Raw genomic sequence first — 18454 nt, forward strand, 5'->3', positions numbered from 1 at the left:
AGCCGTGTCCACGCCGTCGGCGAGCATCTCGATGCCACACACGGGACACAGTGGGCCGTCCCCGTCGAGCTCCCACTCAGTCATGCGCGGCGGCCGGTCTGACCACGCACCACTCGTTGCCCTCGGGGTCCTGCAGCACCTGGAACGATCCGGCGATATCGTGATGCTCCTCACCGATCCGGCGCGCTCCGAGCTGTTCGGCCTGGTCCGTCGCCGCCGCAATATCGTCGACACGCACGTCCAGATGCAGCCGGTTCTTCACGGTCTTGGCCTCGGGTACTTTCTGGAACGACAGTTGCGTCCAGCCAGGAGGCAGGATGTACCACCAGGCTGCGTCCCGCCCGCGTGGTTCGCCGCCGAGCACGCTCGCCCAGAACGTCGCGAGCGCCTTGGGGTCCCTGCAGTCGATGACGACCTCATCAATGTGTCCGATCACCCCTCGATCCTATTCAGCGGGATCCGGGTGATCTCTACGATGGGAGCCATGGCGGAAAACTCGAGCAAGCCCATCCTGTTGTTCGCCACCGTGCGGGACTGGGAAGCCTGGCTCGAGGAGAACGTCGATCACGCCGGCATCCGCTTGCAGCTCGTGAAGAAGAACTCCTCCGCACCGGGCATCGGCTACGACGAGGCACTCACGGTGGCGCTGTGCTTCGGCTGGATCGATGGGCAGGCCGGCACCCACGACGATGACTATTTTCTACGCGCCTTCACCCCGCGCAGACCCCGGAGCATGTGGTCCCAGCGCAACCGGGACCTCGTCGAACAACTGATCGAAGCCGGGCGGATGCGACCGACCGGGTTCGCGGAAATCGAGCGTGCCCAGGCCGACGGACGATGGGAAGCCGCCTACCGCCAGAAGGACAGTCCGGTCCCCGATGACCTCAAGTCCGCCCTCGACGCCAGCCCATTGGCCGCGGACCTGTTCTCGAGGCTCTCATCGCAGAACCGCTTTGCCATTCTCTTCCGCATCAGCGGTGTGAAGCGACCCGCGACCCGCGCTGCAAACATCGCCAAGTTCGTCTCCATGCTCGAACGCGGGGAGACGATCTACCCGCAGAAGCTCTGATTCAGCTGCAGCCTGCTGCGGCTAGAGAGCTGGCGCCACCGCGGACCGGACGAACACCAGGGTTCGCTCAGTGACCACGGGCAGCGAGGCGCCCGATTCGATCGCGGCCATGGCCGCCTGGAGCACGCCCCCGAGCAGACGGGCCGTGATGTTGAGCTCAGGCACCTCGAGCTCGCGCAGCGCCTCGATGAAGGGTGCCGCCTGTTCGCGGTGCAACGCGGATAGGCGCGCCAGGCATTCTGCAGGCAGCTGGGCTGCGGCGAGCGCCGCCACCGGCCGATGCACGCCCTCCGCCGCCAACCGCAACGTCACCCGGACGTAGACGTCGAGCCGTTCCGACGCAGACGTGACCGAGTCCAAAGCCGATTGGAGTTCCGCATTGGCCCGCGGGAAGGCATCCTCGATCACGGCGACCAGGACGTCCGCACCGGAGGAGAAGTACTCGTAGACGCTGGGACGAGACAATCCGGCCGCAGCACCGACGGCTGCAGGAGTGACGGCACTGACTCCCCCGGCGATCAGGAGCTCCCTCGCAGCGTGGAGGAGGGCTGCACGCTGGCGAACGCGATGCTCGGCAACGGTCGGAGCAGTGATCCTGGGCATACCCGTCCTCTCGCTCGGCACCTCGTCACTGTCCAGACTACGAGGTCTGCCCCGGGGCTAAGGATGCTGCGCGCCCGCAGGTCAGCGATCGTCCGGCGCCGGAATCGGCACCGTACGGTCCGCCTGCGCCTGCACCTCGACGTAGGTGTCGTGCGCGGTGCCGTGGAACGCCTCATCGTAGGCGGCCATCGCTCCCGCAATACCCGCACCCGTAGCACCGCGTCGCCGCGCACGGGCGGCGAGCGCGATCAGACTCGCGAGTACGGCAGCGATCCCGCCGATCACTGCGACGACCGAGAGTAGTTCAGGCATGCCTCCAGCGTAGAACCAACACGTGCCGGCGCAGTGGGCAGTCTCCGCCGCGTGCGGCACCCTGCGAGACTCCTGTGACTTTTTGCGTTGCACGCAATAATGCAACCGCGCAGTGTTGCGCAGTGTGCAATAATGCATTCATGAACAATTCTTCCGGCCTCGGGCTCCGCGAGCGCAAGCGTGCGCGGACTTCCGAGGTCATCCACATCGCGGCGGCAGAGCTCGCGCTCGAACGCGGGCTCGACGCCGCGACCATCGAAATGATCAGCGACCGGGCCGGCGTGTCCACCCGCACGTTCTTCAACTACTTCCCGACCAAGGAAGATGCCGTCCTGGGCATTGACGAGGTCGCCGTGTCGGCCGAGCTCGACAGAGTGCGCGGATGCGACGAGGATGTCTTCCTCGCCCTGTTCGATCTGATCACCGCGCTGTTCGAAGCCACAGGCGGCGGAATCAAGTCCGACCTCAAGCGCGACGTCATCCGCAAATACCCGCAGCTGATGACCCGCCAGATGGTGCGCGTCGCCGAGCTCGAAGACCGCCTCAGTGCGATCATCGCCGGTTGGCTGGCGAAGGATGCACGCTTCGCAGAACAGAGCGAGGCCGAGCACCTCGACGAGGCCCGCATCATCCTCGGCGTCTCCCTCGCCACCGTGCGAATCACCATGAAGAAATGGGCGAGCGATCCGGATCCGACCACCGGGCCACCGGCATCCGCTGCCCCCCGAGAAACCTACGAGCGCGCCATCGCGACGCTCAGAACCGTACTGGAGAAACTCACATGACGACCGTCCTCACCCGACCCAAGCAAGCAGAAGAGGCAGGTGTTCCGTCGACCCGCAGCGTGCTGCTCGTCTTCGCCGGCCTGATGGTGGCGATGCTCCTGTCGTCGCTCGACCAGACCATTTTCAGCACCGCGCTGCCGACCATCGTCGGCGAGCTCAACGGCGTCGAACACATGCTCTGGGTCACCACCGCATACATCCTCGCCTCGACCATCGTGATGCCCGTGTACGGCAAGCTCGGTGACCTCGTCGGCCGCAAGTGGCTGTTCGTCGGGGCGATCTCGATCTTCCTGGTGGGCAGCGTCATGGGCGGACTCGCCGACTCCATGGGCACCCTCATCGCCGGCCGCGCCGTTCAGGGCCTCGGTGGCGGCGGGCTGATGATCCTCGCGCTCGCCATCATCGCCGACGTCGTTCCCGCCCGCCAGCGTGGCAAGTACTCCGGCATCATGGGCGCCGTCTTCGCCGTCTCAAGCGTCGCGGGCCCGTTGCTCGGCGGCTACTTCACCGACGGTCCCGGCTGGCGCTGGGCGTTCTGGATGAACCTCCCCCTCGGACTCATCGCGATCGCCTCCGCCGTCTTCTTCCTGAAGCTGCCCCAGCGCGAGTACAGCAAGCCCCGCATCGACTACGCGGGCATGATCGTCCTCGCCCTCGCCGCGACCAGCCTGGTGCTCTTCACGACATGGGGCGGCAATACCTATGACTGGGATTCGCCCGTCATCATCGGCCTGATCGTGGCGACGGTTGTGCTCGCCGGTCTCTTCGTGTTCATCGAGAACCGGGCAGCAGAACCCGTCATCCCGCTGAAGCTGTTCAAGAACCGCAACTTCAACCTCACCACCTCGGCCGGCCTCATCACCGGTGTCGCCATGTTCGGGGCGCTGGCCTACATGCCGACCTACCTGCAGATGGTCACCGGCGTCGGTGCCACGGATGCCGGCCTGCTCATGATCCCGATGATGGGTGCCCTGCTCATCTCGTCGATCGGTTCCGGCCAGATCGTGTCCCGTACCGGCAAGTACAAGGTCATCCCGATCATCGGCATGTTCGTCACCGCCCTGGGCCTGTTCCTGCTCTCCACCCTGACGGCGACCACCGCGATCTGGATCATGTGCGCCTTCCTCGCCGTAATGGGCTTCGGACTCGGCCTCTCGATGCAGATCCTGACCCTGGTCGTGCAGAACTCGTTCCCGCGGGCCATCGTCGGAACCGCGACGAGCTCGAACAACTTCTTCCGTCAGATCGGCTCGTCCCTGGGCGCGGCGATCGTCGGCAGCCTGTTCGTCTCCCGGCTGACCGACATCCTCTCGGCGAACCTGCCGGCCGGCGGCACGGGCAGCACCGGAACCAACTCACTCACCCCGGCGCTCGTCGCCGCCCTGCCCGAAGCCGCCCGTACGATCATCGTCAACGCCTACAACGACGCGCTCGCCCCGATCTTCCTGTTCATGGTGCCGCTCGTTCTGGTCGCCGCCGTGCTGCTGATGTTCGTCGTCGAGAAGCCGCTCGCCACCCACATCGACGAGGCGGAAGGCGAACAGTCGCTCAACAAGGAGATGCTCGACGAGTCGCTCTCCGTGGGCGCCAACCCGACAGCGGAGCCGGTCCTGTCGGTACGCACCGGGTTGATCCGGGTCGTCGACACGAATGAGGGTTCCGGCAGGCGGACCCGCCTTTAGCCCTGGGCCACACTCCGGGGTTGCGAGCCCTTCGTACCGCCCGCTTCTCGGGACGGGCGAGGGGCTCGCGCGTGTGCGGTGACGCGAGAGCGCGAGCCCCGCATCAACCGGTCCGATTCAGGCGAAGGATGCCTGGATAGCGACGGCCGCCGCTCCCCGCGCCCAGGCCGTGAATCCGGAGCGGTCGACGAGGATGCGCACCGGTACGGCGTCCGGGTCGCGATCGGCGCGCGACGCCTCAAGGATGCGCGGCAGCTGCCGATCGGCAAGGCCGACGCCCTCGCCGGACAACACGATGGTTTGAACCATGGCGAGATTGGCGGTCGCCGCAATCAGGCGACCGAGCGACCGGGCCGCTGACCCGACGACCTGCGCGGCAACCGGGTCCCCCGCATCCGCCAAATCGAGGAGCTCGGTGTAGCCGACATCGCGTGCCAGCCCGACGCGGGCGCTGGCCGTCATGCTCGGAATCGACAGCATGGCGGTCGAACACCCGCGATGCCCCTCTGCACAGAGTGGGCCCGTGGGATCGAGAGGAAAATGCCCGCCCAGGCCCAGGCCGGTGTCACTGTTGACAACCGGTCGGTCGTGAATGACAAGCCCATAGCCGACCCCCGCACCGATGGTCAGCACCGCGAAGTCTTCTATTCCCTTGGCGATCCCGAACCAGTGCTCGGCCGCCGTGAGCGCAACGACGTCGTTTTCCACGACCACCGGGACGCCCAGTGCGTCGTGGAGCAGTCCACCCAGATCGACACCCTTCCAACCGAGGAACGGTGCCCGCTCCACCCAGCGCGACCGGCCCACCTGGCCTCCGACCGTCACGCCAATCGCCGTCACACCGCCCATTCCACCGACTTCCACCGTGGCCCGCACGATGTCCGCAACGACCTGGGACGGCTCATGGCCGCTGAGCTCGATGACGCATTCGGCTCCGAGGTTTGCCCGGAGATCGGTGGACACGGCGAAGACCTCTCCGGCGGTGAGCTTGACGCCGATGAAACGCTGGGAATCGACACTCACATCGAGAGGCCGTACGGGACGACCGATCGACCGTTCGATCGTTTCGGGAGCATCGACCAGGAGCCCCTCATCCAACAGAGGCTTACTCAGGCGCGTGAGCGTGGCCGGCGAAAGCCCGAGCCTACGGCCCAGTTCACTCCGCGTGATGGGGCCATGAATGAGTACTTCCCGTGCCAGGTCCCGCGCGGGGCCGGTGAGGGCGTCACTCCGATGCGCAGTCGTCACCGCGCCCTCCGCTCAGAATATGCAGCCGTCTCAACCGGCTCGTTATTTCCATTATGAATCATAATGACCGGCATTTTCACTCCCAAATGGCCCCAATCAGAGACCCGATGTCGAATGACTCCAACCACTGTGCCGGAAACTCGATCTTGACACTACGTTATTTCCACTATAGAAATAACACATGCACCACGACAGCACTGTCCTTCACCTCCGCAATGGCGGTACCAGCGTCATCCTCGATTTCGACGGTGGCGGATTCCCTGCCGTCGTGCACTGGGGCGAAGACCAGGGTGACCTCTCCGCCGACGAGGCCCAGGCGATCGTCGTGGCTTCCCTTCCGCAGCGGGTCTCCGGTGGCCTCGATGAGCCCGCGCGCCTGACGGTGCTGCCTCAGGAGTCTGAGGGCTGGCAGGGCACTCCTGGTCTTCGCGGTAGCCGGCATGGACGCTCGTTCTCTCCGAATTTCTGCGTGACGGGGATGGAGAGCGGCCCGTCCGAGCTCGTCCTGCTGGCGATCGACGCCGATGCCGGTCTGACACTTCGTCTCGGGTTGGACATCGACTCAGCGGGTGTACTGAGCCAGGTGCTCACGCTGACCAACGCCGGCCTCGACGACTACCAGCTCGAAGACCTCTGCCTCACCGTGCCTCTGCCGGGCACGGCCGCGGAAATCCTCGATACGAGCGGCCGGCACCTGCGGGAACGCACTCCGCAACGGCACTCGTTCACCATCGGACGGCACGAACGTGAAAGCCGAAAGGGGAGGCCGGGTGCCGATGCCACTCTGCTGCTGTGCGCAGGAGCCCCCGGCTTCGGGTTTGAAGCCGGGCTGGTGCACGCGGTCCATCTCGCATGGAGCGGCAACCACCGGCTTGCCGCCGAAAGACTCGTCACCGGGTCGGTCTTCCTCCAGGCCGGCGAGCTCCTCGCGCCCGGTGAAATTCAGCTGGGTCCAGGACAGAGCTACACCACTCCCACGGTCATCGCCTCCTGGGGCCACGGCCTCAACGAACTGAGTGGGCGCATCCACTCGCGGCTCCGCGCCCGCCCTACGCATCCAGCCATCCCACGTCCGGTCACCCTCAATACCTGGGAGGCCGTCTACTTCGACCACGACCTCGATCGCCTGCTCGGGCTCGCGGATGCCGCCGCCCGGGTCGGCGTGGAACGGTACGTGCTCGACGATGGCTGGTTCCGCGGTCGTCGCGACGACACGAGCGGACTGGGTGATTGGTACGTCGACGACGACGTCTGGCCCGATGGACTCTCCCCGCTCATCGAACGAGTGACAGGACTCGGCATGCAGTTCGGGCTGTGGGTGGAGCCGGAGATGGTCAATCCCGATTCCGAACTCGCGCGAGCCCACCCGGAATGGATCCTGCAGCCCGGGGGCCGTTTCCCGGTTGAGGGGCGTCAACAACAGGTCCTCGATCTGTCGCACCCGGATGCGTACGGCTACATTCTCGAGCGGCTCGATGCCCTCCTGTCCGAATACCCGATTCGGTACCTGAAGTGGGATCACAACCGGGACCTCGTCGACGCGGGAAGCACCCGCACCGGCCGGGCCGCGGTGCACGAGAACGTCGTCGCCCTCTACGACCTGCTCGACGAACTGAAGGCGCGTCATCCCGGGTTGGAGATCGAGAGCTGCGCCTCAGGCGGAGCCCGCGTCGATCTCGGCATTCTCGACCACACCGATCGCATCTGGACGAGTGACTGCATCGATCCGATCGAACGACTGACGATCCAGAAGTACACCGGCCTCCTGGTGCCCTATGAACTCATGGGCGCCCACATCGGCGGCCCGGTGTCACACTCCACGGGGCGCCGGCACGATCTCTCGCTCCGGGCCGGCGTGGCCGTCCTCGGCCACCTCGGCATCGAGTGGGACATCACCACCCTCACCGAATCGGAGTCCGCAGAGCTGGCCGTCTGGATCGACCTGTACAAGACTCGTCGCCACCTGTTCCACACCGGCACCGCCGTCCACGTCGACCACCCGGATCCGGCCGTCGACCTCCGGGGAGTGGTGTCCTCCGATCAGCGCACCGCACTGTTCGTCTTCACCCAGGTGCGTGCGAGCTCCTTCTACCCGGTCGGTCCGCTCCGGTTCGCCGGTCTCGACGACGAGTCCCGCTATCAGGTCCGAATGCTCGTCGAATCATCCACCGGCCCGGACGCCGGCCAGTCGCCCCTGTCCTGGTCCCACCAGCCGCTGACCCTCACGGGACGGGCCCTGCGCACCATCGGCGTGCAAGGACCGGTCCTCTTTCCTGAACACCTCGTCATCATCGAGATCACTTCCGCCTGAGGCGGAACCAAGCGCAAGGAGGCGCAATGAGAAACACCAACCGCACCGGGCTCCGGCATCGCAGACGGATCACGGCAACCGCCGTGGTCGTCGCAGCCGCGACTCTCGTCGGACTCTCCGGATGCTCCGCACCCGATACCGGCATCGTCACGCTGAACTTCTTCCAGTTCAAGCCGGAAGCCGTCACGGAGTTCGCGTCGATCATTGACGACTTCGAGGCGGAGAACCCGGGAATCCGGGTCATCCAGAACTCCGTGCCAGACCCGGACACCGCCATCCGCACCCTGCTCGTGAAGGACAAGGTGCCCGACGTGTTGACCCTCAATGCCAACGGCAACTACGGCGAACTCGCCCGGGCGTGCATCTTCGCCGACCTGGCCGCCACCCCCGTGGCAGCGACGGTCAACCCCGCCGTACAGAACATCGTCCAGGCGCTCGGAACCTGCGCGGCCGACGGCGGGAAGGAAGTGAACGCACTCCCCTTCGCCAGCAACGCCTCCGGCATCCTGTACAACCCGACCATCTTCGCCCAGAACGGCGTCACCGTACCCACCACGTGGACAGAGCTTGTTGCGGCAGCCGAGAAGTTCACAGCCAACGGCGTCTCGCCCTTCTTCTGCACCCTGAAAGACGCGTGGACCGCCGCCCCCGCGTTCGTCAACCTCGGCGGAACGCTGATGCCGAACGGATTCTTCGACGCCCTCCGTGCCGAAGGCTCCAACGTTTCCTCGGGCACAGTCTCGTTCCAGAAGGACTTCGCCACCGCGGCCCAGAAGGAAGTCACCCTGTTCAGCTATTGCCAGGACAACTTCGCGAGCCGCGACTACAACGCAGGCAACAAGGCCTTCGCGGATGGCGAATCCGCGATGTACCTTCAGGGCTCGTACGCAATTCCTGCCATTCGTGCCAACAATCCCCAGGCGAGCATCGGGTCGTTCCCCTACCCGGTCACCGATGACGCCGACGCCCGCGTCGTAGTCTCCGGTGTCGATGTCGGGATCGCCATCGGCCGGGACACCGCGCATCCTGCCGAAGCGCAGAAGTTCGTCGATTACCTCATGTCTCCCGCGGTCGTCACCGGATATTCCGAGGCTCAGAGCACGTTCTCGCCGTTGGCGAACGCCACCCCCAACACGGACACCGCCCTGGCCGGACTCGAACCCTATTTCACCGCCGGGAAGATCGTCGGCTTCATCGACCATCAGATTCCCGCCGCGGTGCCGCTCGTGAACCTCCTGCAATCGCTCGTGATCAGCGGCGATTCCGGAACCTTCCTGAGCGACCTGGACTCCGAATGGAGCAAGGTCGCGGCCCGCACGACTACTCAGAGACAGGGGAAATGACGATGACGTCGACAGCATCAGTCCGGATCAAGAAACACCGGCCGGAACCTGCAGTATCGGCACCGGCATCCGCCCGGTCGTCGTTCGCCCGCACCCCGCGCACCTTCTACTGGATGGTGGTGCCGGCCGTTGTGATCTTCTTCGGCCTGCACACCGTCCCGGTGCTCTCTGGAATGTTCTTCAGCCTGACCAACTACGCCGGCTATGGCACCTGGGACTTCGTCGGGCTGTCCAACTACGTCAACCTGTTCCAGGACGACCGCGTGCTCAATTCCTACGGGTTCACCTTCGGATTCGCGATCGTCTCCACGGTTTTGGTCAACGTGATCGCCCTGGCCATCGCCCTCGGACTGAACTCGAAGATCAAGTTCCAGGCGGCCTTCCGCGGGGTCTTCTTCATCCCATACGTGCTGGCCATCCTGATCATCGGATACGTCTTCAACTACCTCTTCGCGAACTCCTTCCCGGCGATCTTCACGGCCATCGGGATGCCAGGTCTGGCCACGAACCTGCTGGCCAGCCCGGACTTCGCCTGGGTCGGCATCGTGATCACAACGGTGTGGCAGGCAGCGGCATTCAACGTCATCCTGTATCTGGCCGGCCTGCAGACCATCTCCGCAGACCTGTACGAGGCTGCGTCCATCGACGGCGCATCCGGGTGGCGCCGGTTCCGATCGATTACGTTCCCGCTCATCGGCGCATACTTCACCATCAACATGGTGCTGTCGTTCAAGTCGTTCCTGCAGGTCTTCGACCAGATCGTCGCGCTCACCGCGGGCGGTCCGGGCACGTCCACCGAATCTATCGCCCTGGTCATCTTCCGAGGCGGCTTCCAAGGCGGAGAGTACGGGTACCAGATGGCCAACGCCGTCATCTACCTCTTCGTCATCATCATTGTTTCATTCGTCCAGCTGCGCTTCCTGCAGCGCCGGGAGGCGAGCTTCTCATGACCGATACCCTGACCACCCCGACCGCGTCGCCGACGCCGACGCCGAACCTGCAGGATGCCGGCATCGCGAAACCGCGCACCCGCCGACGCATCGACGGCGGCAACGGCGGCACCAACTGGTGGCTGACCGCACTCATCGCAGTGTGCTCGCTCACCGTACTCATCCCGCTGTACTTCACCGTCGTCACCGCCCTCAAGACGCCGGACCAACTGGGCGGCACCGGGTTCGAACTGCCTACGAGCATCCGTTGGGAGAACTTCGCGGATGCCTACGAACTCACGAACTTCCCGCGCGCCCTGCTTAACACGGCCCTGATCACAGTCGGTGCGGTCTTCCTCACCCTGCTCACCAATTCGCTCGTGGCCTACGCGATCGCCCGCAACATGCACAAGAAGTTCTTCAAGGGGCTGTACTTCTACTTCCTCGCCGCGATCTTCGTGCCGTTCCCGATCATCATGCTGCCGGTGGTCAAGGAGACAGCGGTGCTCGGCATCGACACTCCCGTTGGCCTGATCCTGCTGTACACGGTCTACGGGCTGTCGTTCAACATCTTCATCTTCGTCGCGTACATCAACTCCATTCCGGTCGAGCTGGAGGAAGCCGCCCGCCTCGACGGGGCGAGCACCTGGACGGTGTTCTGGAAGGTGATCTTCCCGTTGCTCTCCCCCATGAACGCGACCGTGGGCATCCTCACCTGCGTCTGGGCGTGGAACGACTTCCTGTTGCCGCTGGTGGTGCTGTCCGACCCCTCGGCGCAGACACTGCCGCTGGCGCAGTTCATCTTCCAGGGCCAGTTCAACACGAACTACCCCGTGGCCTTCGCCTCGTATCTGATGGCCCTCGCACCGCTCCTGGTCGTGTACGTGATCGCCCAGAAGTGGGTCGTGAGCGGGGTCACCCGCGGTTCGGTCAAGTAGCCCGGGACAGCCAGAATCCCGGTGTGTCATGCGGCCGGTGTGGATCTACTGCGAACGCAGTAGATCCACACGGGCCGTCGCGCGTCCTCGGGTGGGAGGATCGACAGGTGACGATGTCGGCCTCCCCCAGAGAACTCGCCGCCTATCGACCCCGCTGGTACCGCAATCCGCGAACACTCGACCTGGCCGCGGTCGCGGTCACACTCGTTGCCGCGGCGACCGAATTCAGTGTCCCCCTGGCCAACGGCACGAGCCTCTTCGGATATCTGCCCCTGACCGTCTCTCTCCTCGGCGTCCTCGTCTCCCGACGGTATCCCTGGACCGGCATCGTGATCGTCACCCTCACGCCGCTGCTCGCGGCCACGGTCGCCTGGGATCCGCTGATCACCTGGAACATTGCCGTGTTCACCGCCTTCTCCGTCACCCTGCGCGCACTTCCGGGCGTATGGGTCGGCCTGCTCGTGGGACCGACCCTGTATTTCGCCGCCGTGATGTACAACGGAATCGGTTTCGGCAGCCCGACCGCCTTCACCGCATTCGCGTTCGGCTTCATGGCCGCCGCCGCGGGAAGCGCGGTGCGCAGCCACGACCGCTATCGAAACGAGCTGGAACAGCGCACCCTCGACGCTCTCGCCGCGCGGGACACCGAGGCGAATGGCCGCGTCACCGAGGAACGCCTCCGGATCGCCCGCGACCTGCACGACGTGATCGGGCACGAGGTGGCCGTCCTCGGAATTCACCTGGGCGTCGCCGAAGTGAACCTGCCGAGCGACGCCGCCGTCGCCCGCGAATCCCTGCACTCGGCGCGCACGAGTGTCCAATCCGTCCTACTCGAGACCCAGCGCATTCTGCACGTGCTGCGCTCCGACACCACCGAGGGCCGCGACTCCGGCGTCGGCTTGCGGCCGGCGCCGGACTTCTCCGGGATACCCGATCTCATCGAATCCTGCCGGAACGCCGGGGTCGATGTCCGGGCCGACCTCACCCAGGCACCCGCCGCGCTCGATCCCGAAGTGAGCACCGCTGCATTCCGGATTGTGCAGGAGGCCTTGACGAATTCCCAGCGCCACGGTTCGGGACCGGTCACGCTGAGTACGACCCTGTCCCGCGCCGTCCTCACGATCACGGTCTCCAATCCGAAGACCGTGCGCACCGCGAAGATCGCCTCCCCTGCGCGGACGGGGGCAGACCTGGCCCCGCGCCGCGGTCACGGTCTCGTCGGAATGCGGGAACGCGCCGCATCGGCCGGCGGCAAACTCGTGGTCGAGGACCGTGATGACCTCTTCCACGTCACCGCGACCCTCCGGGTCGACGGAGGCAGGATCCGATGATCCGGGTCATGATCGTGGACGACCAGGAGATGATCCGGGTCGGGCTGCGCGCCATCCTCGCCCCGGAGCCGGACATCGACGTCGTGGCGGATGCCGCCGACGGTTTCGAAGCGCTCCAGCAGATCGTCGGGCTGTCCGTCGACGTGGTTCTGATGGACATCCGCATGCCCGGAATCGATGGCGTCGAAGCCACCCGGCGCCTGCGCCTCGACTTTCCGCCCGAAGAACTGCGCATCATCATCCTGACCACGTTCGAAAACGACGAGAACGTCTTCGCAGCACTCCGGGCCGGCGCGAACGGCTTTCTCAGCAAGGGCATCGGACCGACCGAACTTGTGGCCGGGATCGTCGACGTCGCCTCCGGTGGCGGCGCTTTGTCCGCCGCCGCGACCGCGGCGCTCATCCACCACGTCGCCGAGGAACACCGTCCGGCTGTCGACGCGGCCATGGTCGATCGCTTCTCCGTGCTCACACCCCGCGAACGAGACGTCGTCATCGCCATCGCAACGGGGCGCGACAACGCCCAGATCGCATCCGACATGTTCGTCTCGCCATACACGGTCAAGACCCACGCCAACCGGGCGATGATGAAGCTCGGCGCCCGTGACCGCGCCCAGCTCGTCACCTTCGCCTACCGCGCCGGGCTCTCCGCGTAGCCGGCTCACTCCCACACCCGGTCTACTGCGCACGCAGTAGACCGGCCGATGCGCCTGGACGAGGCGGCCGAGCCGCCCCGCGGGAACGATAGGAACTGTCCCTGCCGCACGGCAGCATCCGCCTGGCCCAACCGGCCGACCGCGAATGCCCGGACGCCTCTCTTCGCGAGTCCTAGGAGCATCATGGCCACGTTTCACCAGCACGCCCTCCGCATTGCAGCTCGTCTTCCAGTCCGACACGGGGGCCGCCGTCACGGATGCCGCCGCCACCGCTCAGATCGCCGGCGTCCTGGCCGATGCCGCGACCATCCCGGACATCGCGTCCGTCAGCGACCCTTTCGACGCGCAGAAGCCGTACATCTCCCAGGACGGGAGCACCGCCGTTTCGACGCTCAGCTTCGGCGACCTATCCGCCGACCAGCAGAAAGCCTCCTACGAGGCAGCCCTCACCATGCAAGCGGATGCCCCTGACGGCCTCCGGGTCGAGGTCGGCGGAAACCTGGTCCCGCTCGGCGCCCCGCCCGCGGGCATCGGTGAGGGCGTCGGAGTGATCGTCGCCTTCCTCGTCCTGATCCTCACCTTCGGGTCGCTCCTCGCGGCCGGGGTCAACCTCCTGATCGCCGTCTTCGGCGTCGGCGTCGGCCTCGTGGGCGTTCTCGCCTATGGGGCGCTGACCCCGATCGGCGACACGACCATCATCCTCGCGCCCATGCTCGGCCTCGCCGTCGGGATCGACTACAGCCTGTTCATCCTGACCCGGTTCCGCGCCGAGCTCCGCAGCGGCAGGAACGTCGAAGACTCCGTCGCCCGGGCAACGGGAACCGCCGGAAGCTCTGTGGTGTTCGCCGGCCTCACCGTCATCATCGCCCTGGTCGGCCTCCTCGTCGCGAACATCAGTTTCATCACGGAGATGGGCATCGCCGCCGCCTTCGCCATCCTCGTTTCGGTGCTGATGGCCCTGACCCTCCTCCCGGTCCTGATGCGCACCCTCGGACGCCGGGTGCTGCCGAAGAAGCAACGCACCCGCCGCTCGAACGCCTTCGGGACGCCATCCGATGGTTCGACGGACGCGCAGTCCCCCACTCGGAAAGGGTTCCTCCGGCGCTGGGGGACGTTCGTCGTCGCCCATCCGGTCCGGTCGCTGCTCGCCGGCGTTGTCGTGCTTGTCATTGTCGCCGCCCCCATCCTCAGCATGAAGACCGCATTCAGCATCCCCGGCGGCGCCGACCCGACCTCGACGCAGCGGACCGCGTACAACCTCATCATCGACGAATTCGGCGGGGTGCAAAGCCCGCTCGTCGTGCTCGCCGAAGCCGACGGCGATATCACCGCCCAGACCGCATCCGTCCAGGACGCACTCGCCAGCCTTCCCGGTGTCCAGATGGTCGTTCCCGGCCCGATCAGCGCCGACGGAAACGTCGCACTCCTGACCGTGATCCCCGCAGAAGGCCCCATCGATCAGCAGACGAAGGACCTCGTCCAGCAGATCCGCACCGACGCCGACTCTGTGCCCGGAATCCACCTCGAGGTGACCGGAGAGACCGCGATCGGCATCGACCAGGACCAGGCCCTCCAGGACGCGCTGATCCGGTATCTCATTGTCATCGTCGTCATCTCCCTGGTGCTCTTGATCGTCATGTTCCGGTCGCTGCTCATCCCGCTCATCGCCACCCTCGGCTACCTGCTCTCCGTCGGCGCCTCCTTCGGCGCGAGCGTCGCCGTCTTCCAGTGGGGCTGGCTCGATCCCCTGATCCCGGCGCCCCAGGGCGACCCGATGATGAGCATCCTGCCGATCCTGCTCGTCGGCGTGCTCTTCGGGCTCGCCATGGATTACCAGGTCTTCCTGGTGTCCCGGATCCAGGAGATGCACAACACGGGAATGTCGCCGAAGCAGGCGATCATCGAAGGCTTCTCCCGTTCGGGCCCGGTCCTGGTGGCTGCGGCAACCATCATGACCGTCGTCTTCGCGGGCTTTGCGACGAGCACCTTCCCGATCGCCGCATCCATCGCCTTCGGGCTCGTGGTCGGAGTGATGGCTGACGCCTTCATCGTGCGCCTCATCCTGATGCCCGCAATGATGTCCCTGCTCGGCAAGGCCGCGTGGTGGCTGCCGAAGTGGCTCGATCGCCTCCTCCCGAATCTTGACATGGAAGGCCATGCACTCGACGAGCGCCCCGATTCCCAGCCCGACAAGCGGGAAGCCGTACTCGTGACCGAGTAGCCATTGGTGGGGCCGGTGCATGCATCATGCACTGGCCCGCCCGGAGGCACGAATTATTTCTTGCCCTTCTTGTCGTCCACTATTCCGCCCAGCAGGCCGCCGATCGCGCCACCGAGCACCCCTCCGGCAGGACCCCCGAGGAGTGATCCGATGCCGGCTCCAATCCCCGCGAGGCTCGAGCCGTAGCTCACCCGGGCGATCGAGACCGTCGTCGATCCTTCGGGACTCACTGAGATCTCGAACGACCCGACGGCGGCCGACGCCACCACCAGCGCGACGGGGCTGGCCTTGCCGCCTGCCGCCAGCTTGCCGTAGATCTCCCGCGACTCGAAGAAGGCGCGTTGGGGGTCCGCCTTCCCCTCTCCGGCCTCGAACCCGAGCTTGTAGAGCCCAAGGAGCGTCTGCACCTCGTCATCGGTGATCAGCTCTGCGGCTTCCAGCCGATCCAGGATGGCTTTGTGATCACTGATCATGTCGCCCTTGTTGGCTTCCACAATGCGTCGCGCTTCCGCGCGCGCGGCGTGCATCAGCCCTGCGATATCGGTACCCAGGTACGTTGGAGCTTCCATCATGCGCCTCCTCTGAGAAATACTCATGTCAGTAAAGCACCGGAAGCGGTTGTCGGCTAAGGGGTTGGCAGAGATCCCGTCAGGGGTTAGCAGGGATGGGCCGGCGTTCCGGCTGCGGCTCTTCGATTCCCATCAGCGCCTGTGCGTCAAGTCGGCCAGGGCGCCCTCGACCTGGCTGACGAGGTTACGGCCGAGTCTCTGCCTCGGTGGGCACGATATCGAGCAGGACCTCGTTACGACGCAGGAACGAGGGCATGAACGGTGGATCGAAACGGGCGAAACGGGGCTCTCCCCACGCCGTGAATCCAGAGGCGGCTATCGCACCCCGGAGCAACTCCAGATGGCGCGCATACCCGGCCTCGTCCCACCGGCCGCGATACCTCACCGCAGCGGTGAGACTCCCCGGAATGCTCCTCAGCCGCACCTGCGGGCTGGTCGGTTGTGGAGCCGTCTCGAGCGTGAGGCCCGTGGGGAGCACGAAGGCAACGCGGAACGCCCCCTTCTCGCCAGGATCACCTGGCTTTCCGCCGACGGCCTCCTGAACGACAGGAGCGGTCATCGCGATCTTCGTCGACGCCTCGGCCTGCACGACAGGCGCGGTCATCGCGACCTTCTGACGAACGGAATTCTCGCCGCTGATATAGGCGAACAGGTATCGGAATGCACGATTGCCGGCATCTTCGAATGGCCCTGTCGTGATGACCTCGGCGACGAGATGCTCCGGGTAGCGACGCAACTCGAAACCATCGTTATTGCCCACGACCGCATAGGGCTGTTGTTCGGTCATGCTCTCAAGCTACTCCGCGTTCAGGTCTAGCCAACGATGATGCTGGGTGTGACCTCACGAAGCTGGCAGACGGTGTCACGGATGCACTCAGCCCAGTCCTCGGAAGGCGTACCCGTGATCCATCTCTCGAAGCCGATCTTGAACACGGTCACACCCGTCTCGGCGGCAAGGGTCGCCGACGGCTCCGCAACCCCGCGCTCGCGCAGCGCCCCCGCGACGGATGCGCTCAGGGTCGAAAATTTCAGCAGTTCGCGCTCCTGGAGTGCGGGATTGGCCGAGATGATCGCGGCCCGCCGAATGGAGTGTGCACGGTCGAAGACCAGTCCGCCGACCTTGTTCATGGCCGCAATGACCACGTCGACCGGTCGCACATCTTCGGGCGTCTCGGCAATGGTCGCGAGGATGATGCGCTGGAGTTCCTGGGATCCCTGGAAGAGCACCTCCCGTTTGTCGGCGAAGTAACGGAAGAACGTGCGCTCGGTAACACCCGCTCGTTCCGCGATCTCAAGGGCCGTCGTCTGCTCGAAGCCGCGCTCCGAGTAGAGCTCCAGTGCGGCGCGCGCGAGCCGACCGTGCGCATCCGGTAGCCAGCGTCCCATGAGAGGCAGTCTACGATCTTTCGAGTTGATGTCGGTCGCTGACATTACGTGCTACTCTGACGTCAGCAACTGACATCAGTAGCCGATGCCTGGCAACCGACCGGGCGCGCGTCTCGAAGGAGAAGTCACTCATGCGTATTTTCATCACCGGCGCTTCCGGCTGGATCGGCTCTGCCGTATCCCAGGAAATCATCGCTGCCGGACACGAGGTCGTCGGCCTGGCGCGAAACGACGAGTCGTTCGCGAAACTGCAGGCCGCCGGCGTCACTCCCCATCGCGGGAATCTCGACGATCTCGACAGCATGCGCGAGGCGGCGACAGCAGCGGATGGCGTCATCCATCTGGCATACAAGCACGACTTTTCCGACATGGCGGGTGCCGGCGCGACCGAGCGAGCCACCATCGAGATGTTCGGGGACACCCTCGCCGGCTCGGATCGCCCGTTCCTGTTCGCGTCTGGTGTTGCGGGGCTCGCGCCTGGCAGGCTCGCAAGCGAGGACGACGCGGTTCCGTTCAGCGGGCCTGAGGCGCCGCGCGGGGGCGCAGAGGCGCTCGCGCTTTCCTATGCCGACCGCGGAATCCGCTCCGTCGCCCTCCGTTTCTCCCCGACAGTCCACGGTGAGGGCGACCACGGATTCATGCAGGTGATCTCAGGGATCGCCGGCGAAAAGGGTGTCTCCGGCTATGTCGGTGACGGTTCCAGCCGCTGGCCTGCCGTGAATCGTCTGGATGCAGCGAGGATGGTGGCACTCGCACTCGCGAAGGCGCCTGCCGGATCCCGCGTGCACGCCGTCGGCGAAGAGGGCATCTCGTCGCTCGAGATTGCCGCCGCAATCGGCGACGCTCGAGGCATCCCACTGGTGTCGATTCCCCCGGAAGATGCCGCCGCGCACTTCGGCTGGATCGGCATGTTCTTCGGCCTGGACGTTCCCACCTCGAGCGCCCGGACGCAGGACCTGCTCGGCTGGACACCGACGCACCCCGGCCTTGTCGACGATATCAAGTCCGGCTTCTACGGGTCGAGGCGTCCCGCCCAGTAGTCCCTTCGTTCGTCGGCACCTGATCGGTGAA

General features: G+C 65.6%; 18 protein-coding genes. 11 read left to right on the top strand and 7 right to left on the bottom strand.

Translation table 11 applies throughout. The features are described 5' to 3' along the window. Positions 1 to 76 precede the first annotated feature (76 nt). Positions 77 to 436: a VOC family protein gene (locus E3O46_RS08960; RefSeq protein WP_134561577.1), complete on the bottom strand. Its 360-nt coding sequence runs from the start codon at positions 434 to 436 to the stop codon at positions 77 to 79. Positions 437 to 484: 48 nt separating this feature from the next. On the opposite strand from E3O46_RS08960, the gene E3O46_RS08965 reads away from it, so the two are divergent. Then, on the top strand, positions 485 to 1069 hold the full coding sequence (locus tag E3O46_RS08965; protein ID WP_134561578.1) for a YdeI/OmpD-associated family protein: 585 nt from the start codon (positions 485 to 487) through the stop codon (positions 1067 to 1069). Between the two features lie 21 nt (positions 1070 to 1090). Here E3O46_RS08965 and E3O46_RS08970 read toward each other — a convergent pair whose 3' ends face one another. Beyond that, a complete protein-coding gene (locus tag E3O46_RS08970; RefSeq protein WP_134558814.1) occupies positions 1091 to 1672 on the bottom strand; it encodes a TetR/AcrR family transcriptional regulator in 582 nt (193 codons plus the stop codon). 81 nt (positions 1673 to 1753) lie between these two features. Beyond that, a complete protein-coding gene (locus tag E3O46_RS08975) occupies positions 1754 to 1984 on the bottom strand; it encodes a hypothetical protein (RefSeq protein ID WP_134445762.1) in 231 nt (76 codons plus the stop codon). A 140-nt stretch (positions 1985 to 2124) separates the two neighbouring features. On the opposite strand from E3O46_RS08975, the gene E3O46_RS08980 reads away from it, so the two are divergent. After that, on the top strand, positions 2125 to 2769 hold the full coding sequence (locus E3O46_RS08980; protein WP_134561579.1) for a TetR/AcrR family transcriptional regulator: 645 nt from the start codon (positions 2125 to 2127) through the stop codon (positions 2767 to 2769). Continuing rightward, positions 2766 to 4451: an MDR family MFS transporter gene (locus tag E3O46_RS08985; protein WP_134561580.1), complete on the top strand. Its 1686-nt coding sequence runs from the start codon at positions 2766 to 2768 to the stop codon at positions 4449 to 4451. Before E3O46_RS08980 ends, E3O46_RS08985 begins: the two co-directional genes overlap by 4 nt. Before the next feature lie 117 nt (positions 4452 to 4568). On the opposite strand, the gene E3O46_RS08990 is transcribed toward E3O46_RS08985, so the two are convergent. Continuing rightward, the gene (locus E3O46_RS08990; RefSeq protein WP_241987378.1) at positions 4569 to 5474 is read right to left on the bottom strand and encodes an ROK family protein; all 906 of its coding nucleotides are present in this window, start codon (positions 5472 to 5474) and stop codon (positions 4569 to 4571) included. Between the two features lie 406 nt (positions 5475 to 5880). Here E3O46_RS08990 and E3O46_RS08995 point away from each other — a divergent pair, with 406 nt between their 5' ends. The 7 genes from E3O46_RS08995 (at position 5881) to E3O46_RS09025 (ending at position 15428) form a co-directional block, all read left to right on the top strand. Beyond that, a complete protein-coding gene (locus E3O46_RS08995) occupies positions 5881 to 8010 on the top strand; it encodes an alpha-galactosidase (RefSeq protein WP_134561582.1) in 2130 nt (709 codons plus the stop codon). Positions 8011 to 8036: 26 nt separating this feature from the next. Continuing rightward, a complete protein-coding gene (locus E3O46_RS09000; RefSeq protein ID WP_134561583.1) occupies positions 8037 to 9353 on the top strand; it encodes an ABC transporter substrate-binding protein in 1317 nt (438 codons plus the stop codon). Between the two features lie 2 nt (positions 9354 to 9355). Next, positions 9356 to 10303, top strand: a complete 948-nt coding sequence (locus tag E3O46_RS09005; RefSeq protein WP_241985099.1) for a carbohydrate ABC transporter permease — start codon at positions 9356 to 9358, stop codon at positions 10301 to 10303. After that, positions 10300 to 11220: a carbohydrate ABC transporter permease gene (locus tag E3O46_RS09010; RefSeq protein ID WP_134561584.1), complete on the top strand. Its 921-nt coding sequence runs from the start codon at positions 10300 to 10302 to the stop codon at positions 11218 to 11220. Before E3O46_RS09005 ends, E3O46_RS09010 begins: the two co-directional genes overlap by 4 nt. Before the next feature lie 113 nt (positions 11221 to 11333). Beyond that, a complete protein-coding gene (locus E3O46_RS09015; RefSeq protein WP_241987391.1) occupies positions 11334 to 12551 on the top strand; it encodes a sensor histidine kinase in 1218 nt (405 codons plus the stop codon). Between the two features lie 8 nt (positions 12552 to 12559). Further along, complete coding sequence (locus E3O46_RS09020; RefSeq protein ID WP_241975321.1) at positions 12560 to 13207, top strand: response regulator transcription factor; 648 nt, start codon at positions 12560 to 12562, stop codon at positions 13205 to 13207. Positions 13208 to 13352: 145 nt separating this feature from the next. Next, positions 13353 to 15428: an MMPL family transporter gene (locus E3O46_RS09025; RefSeq protein ID WP_134561586.1), complete on the top strand. Its 2076-nt coding sequence runs from the start codon at positions 13353 to 13355 to the stop codon at positions 15426 to 15428. A gap of 53 nt (positions 15429 to 15481) precedes the next feature. Here the strand turns inward: E3O46_RS09025 and E3O46_RS09030 are convergent, their stop codons facing one another. The 3 genes from E3O46_RS09030 to E3O46_RS09040 form a co-directional block, all read right to left on the bottom strand. Then, positions 15482 to 16000: a hypothetical protein gene (locus tag E3O46_RS09030; RefSeq protein ID WP_134558821.1), complete on the bottom strand. Its 519-nt coding sequence runs from the start codon at positions 15998 to 16000 to the stop codon at positions 15482 to 15484. Positions 16001 to 16181: 181 nt separating this feature from the next. Further along, positions 16182 to 16784, bottom strand: coding sequence for an SOUL family heme-binding protein (locus E3O46_RS09035; protein WP_134561587.1), 603 nt, complete (start codon positions 16782 to 16784; stop codon positions 16182 to 16184). A gap of 26 nt (positions 16785 to 16810) precedes the next feature. Beyond that, on the bottom strand, positions 16811 to 17383 hold the full coding sequence (locus E3O46_RS09040; RefSeq protein ID WP_134445773.1) for a TetR family transcriptional regulator: 573 nt from the start codon (positions 17381 to 17383) through the stop codon (positions 16811 to 16813). 131 nt (positions 17384 to 17514) lie between these two features. On the opposite strand from E3O46_RS09040, the gene E3O46_RS09045 reads away from it, so the two are divergent. Continuing rightward, the gene (locus E3O46_RS09045) at positions 17515 to 18423 is read left to right on the top strand and encodes an SDR family oxidoreductase (protein ID WP_134558823.1); all 909 of its coding nucleotides are present in this window, start codon (positions 17515 to 17517) and stop codon (positions 18421 to 18423) included. The last annotated feature ends 31 nt before the right edge of the window (positions 18424 to 18454 follow it).

It is taken from the genome of Cryobacterium glucosi, assembly GCF_004402235.1.
In the GTDB taxonomy this organism is placed as follows: domain Bacteria; phylum Actinomycetota; class Actinomycetes; order Actinomycetales; family Microbacteriaceae; genus Cryobacterium; species Cryobacterium glucosi.

Excerpts from the sequence above, each read along its gene's own strand:
- E3O46_RS08965 (WP_134561578.1), top strand. The coding sequence starts at position 485 with ATGGCGGAAAACTCGAGCAAGCCCATCCTGTTGTTCGCCACCGTGCGG.
- E3O46_RS08970 (WP_134558814.1), bottom strand. The coding sequence starts at position 1,672 with ATGCCCAGGATCACTGCTCCGACCGTTGCCGAGCATCGCGTTCGCCAG.
- E3O46_RS08975 (WP_134445762.1), bottom strand. The coding sequence starts at position 1,984 with ATGCCTGAACTACTCTCGGTCGTCGCAGTGATCGGCGGGATCGCTGCC.
- E3O46_RS08980 (WP_134561579.1), top strand. The coding sequence starts at position 2,125 with ATGAACAATTCTTCCGGCCTCGGGCTCCGCGAGCGCAAGCGTGCGCGG.
- E3O46_RS08985 (WP_134561580.1), top strand. The coding sequence starts at position 2,766 with ATGACGACCGTCCTCACCCGACCCAAGCAAGCAGAAGAGGCAGGTGTT.
- E3O46_RS08995 (WP_134561582.1), top strand. The coding sequence starts at position 5,881 with ATGCACCACGACAGCACTGTCCTTCACCTCCGCAATGGCGGTACCAGC.
- E3O46_RS09000 (WP_134561583.1), top strand. The coding sequence starts at position 8,037 with ATGAGAAACACCAACCGCACCGGGCTCCGGCATCGCAGACGGATCACG.
- E3O46_RS09005 (WP_241985099.1), top strand. The coding sequence starts at position 9,356 with ATGACGTCGACAGCATCAGTCCGGATCAAGAAACACCGGCCGGAACCT.
- E3O46_RS09010 (WP_134561584.1), top strand. The coding sequence starts at position 10,300 with ATGACCGATACCCTGACCACCCCGACCGCGTCGCCGACGCCGACGCCG.
- E3O46_RS09015 (WP_241987391.1), top strand. The coding sequence starts at position 11,334 with ATGTCGGCCTCCCCCAGAGAACTCGCCGCCTATCGACCCCGCTGGTAC.
- E3O46_RS09020 (WP_241975321.1), top strand. The coding sequence starts at position 12,560 with ATGATCGTGGACGACCAGGAGATGATCCGGGTCGGGCTGCGCGCCATC.
- E3O46_RS09025 (WP_134561586.1), top strand. The coding sequence starts at position 13,353 with ATGCCCGGACGCCTCTCTTCGCGAGTCCTAGGAGCATCATGGCCACGT.
- E3O46_RS09030 (WP_134558821.1), bottom strand. The coding sequence starts at position 16,000 with ATGATGGAAGCTCCAACGTACCTGGGTACCGATATCGCAGGGCTGATG.
- E3O46_RS09035 (WP_134561587.1), bottom strand. The coding sequence starts at position 16,784 with ATGACCGAACAACAGCCCTATGCGGTCGTGGGCAATAACGATGGTTTC.
- E3O46_RS09040 (WP_134445773.1), bottom strand. The coding sequence starts at position 17,383 with ATGGGACGCTGGCTACCGGATGCGCACGGTCGGCTCGCGCGCGCCGCA.
- E3O46_RS09045 (WP_134558823.1), top strand. The coding sequence starts at position 17,515 with ATGCGTATTTTCATCACCGGCGCTTCCGGCTGGATCGGCTCTGCCGTA.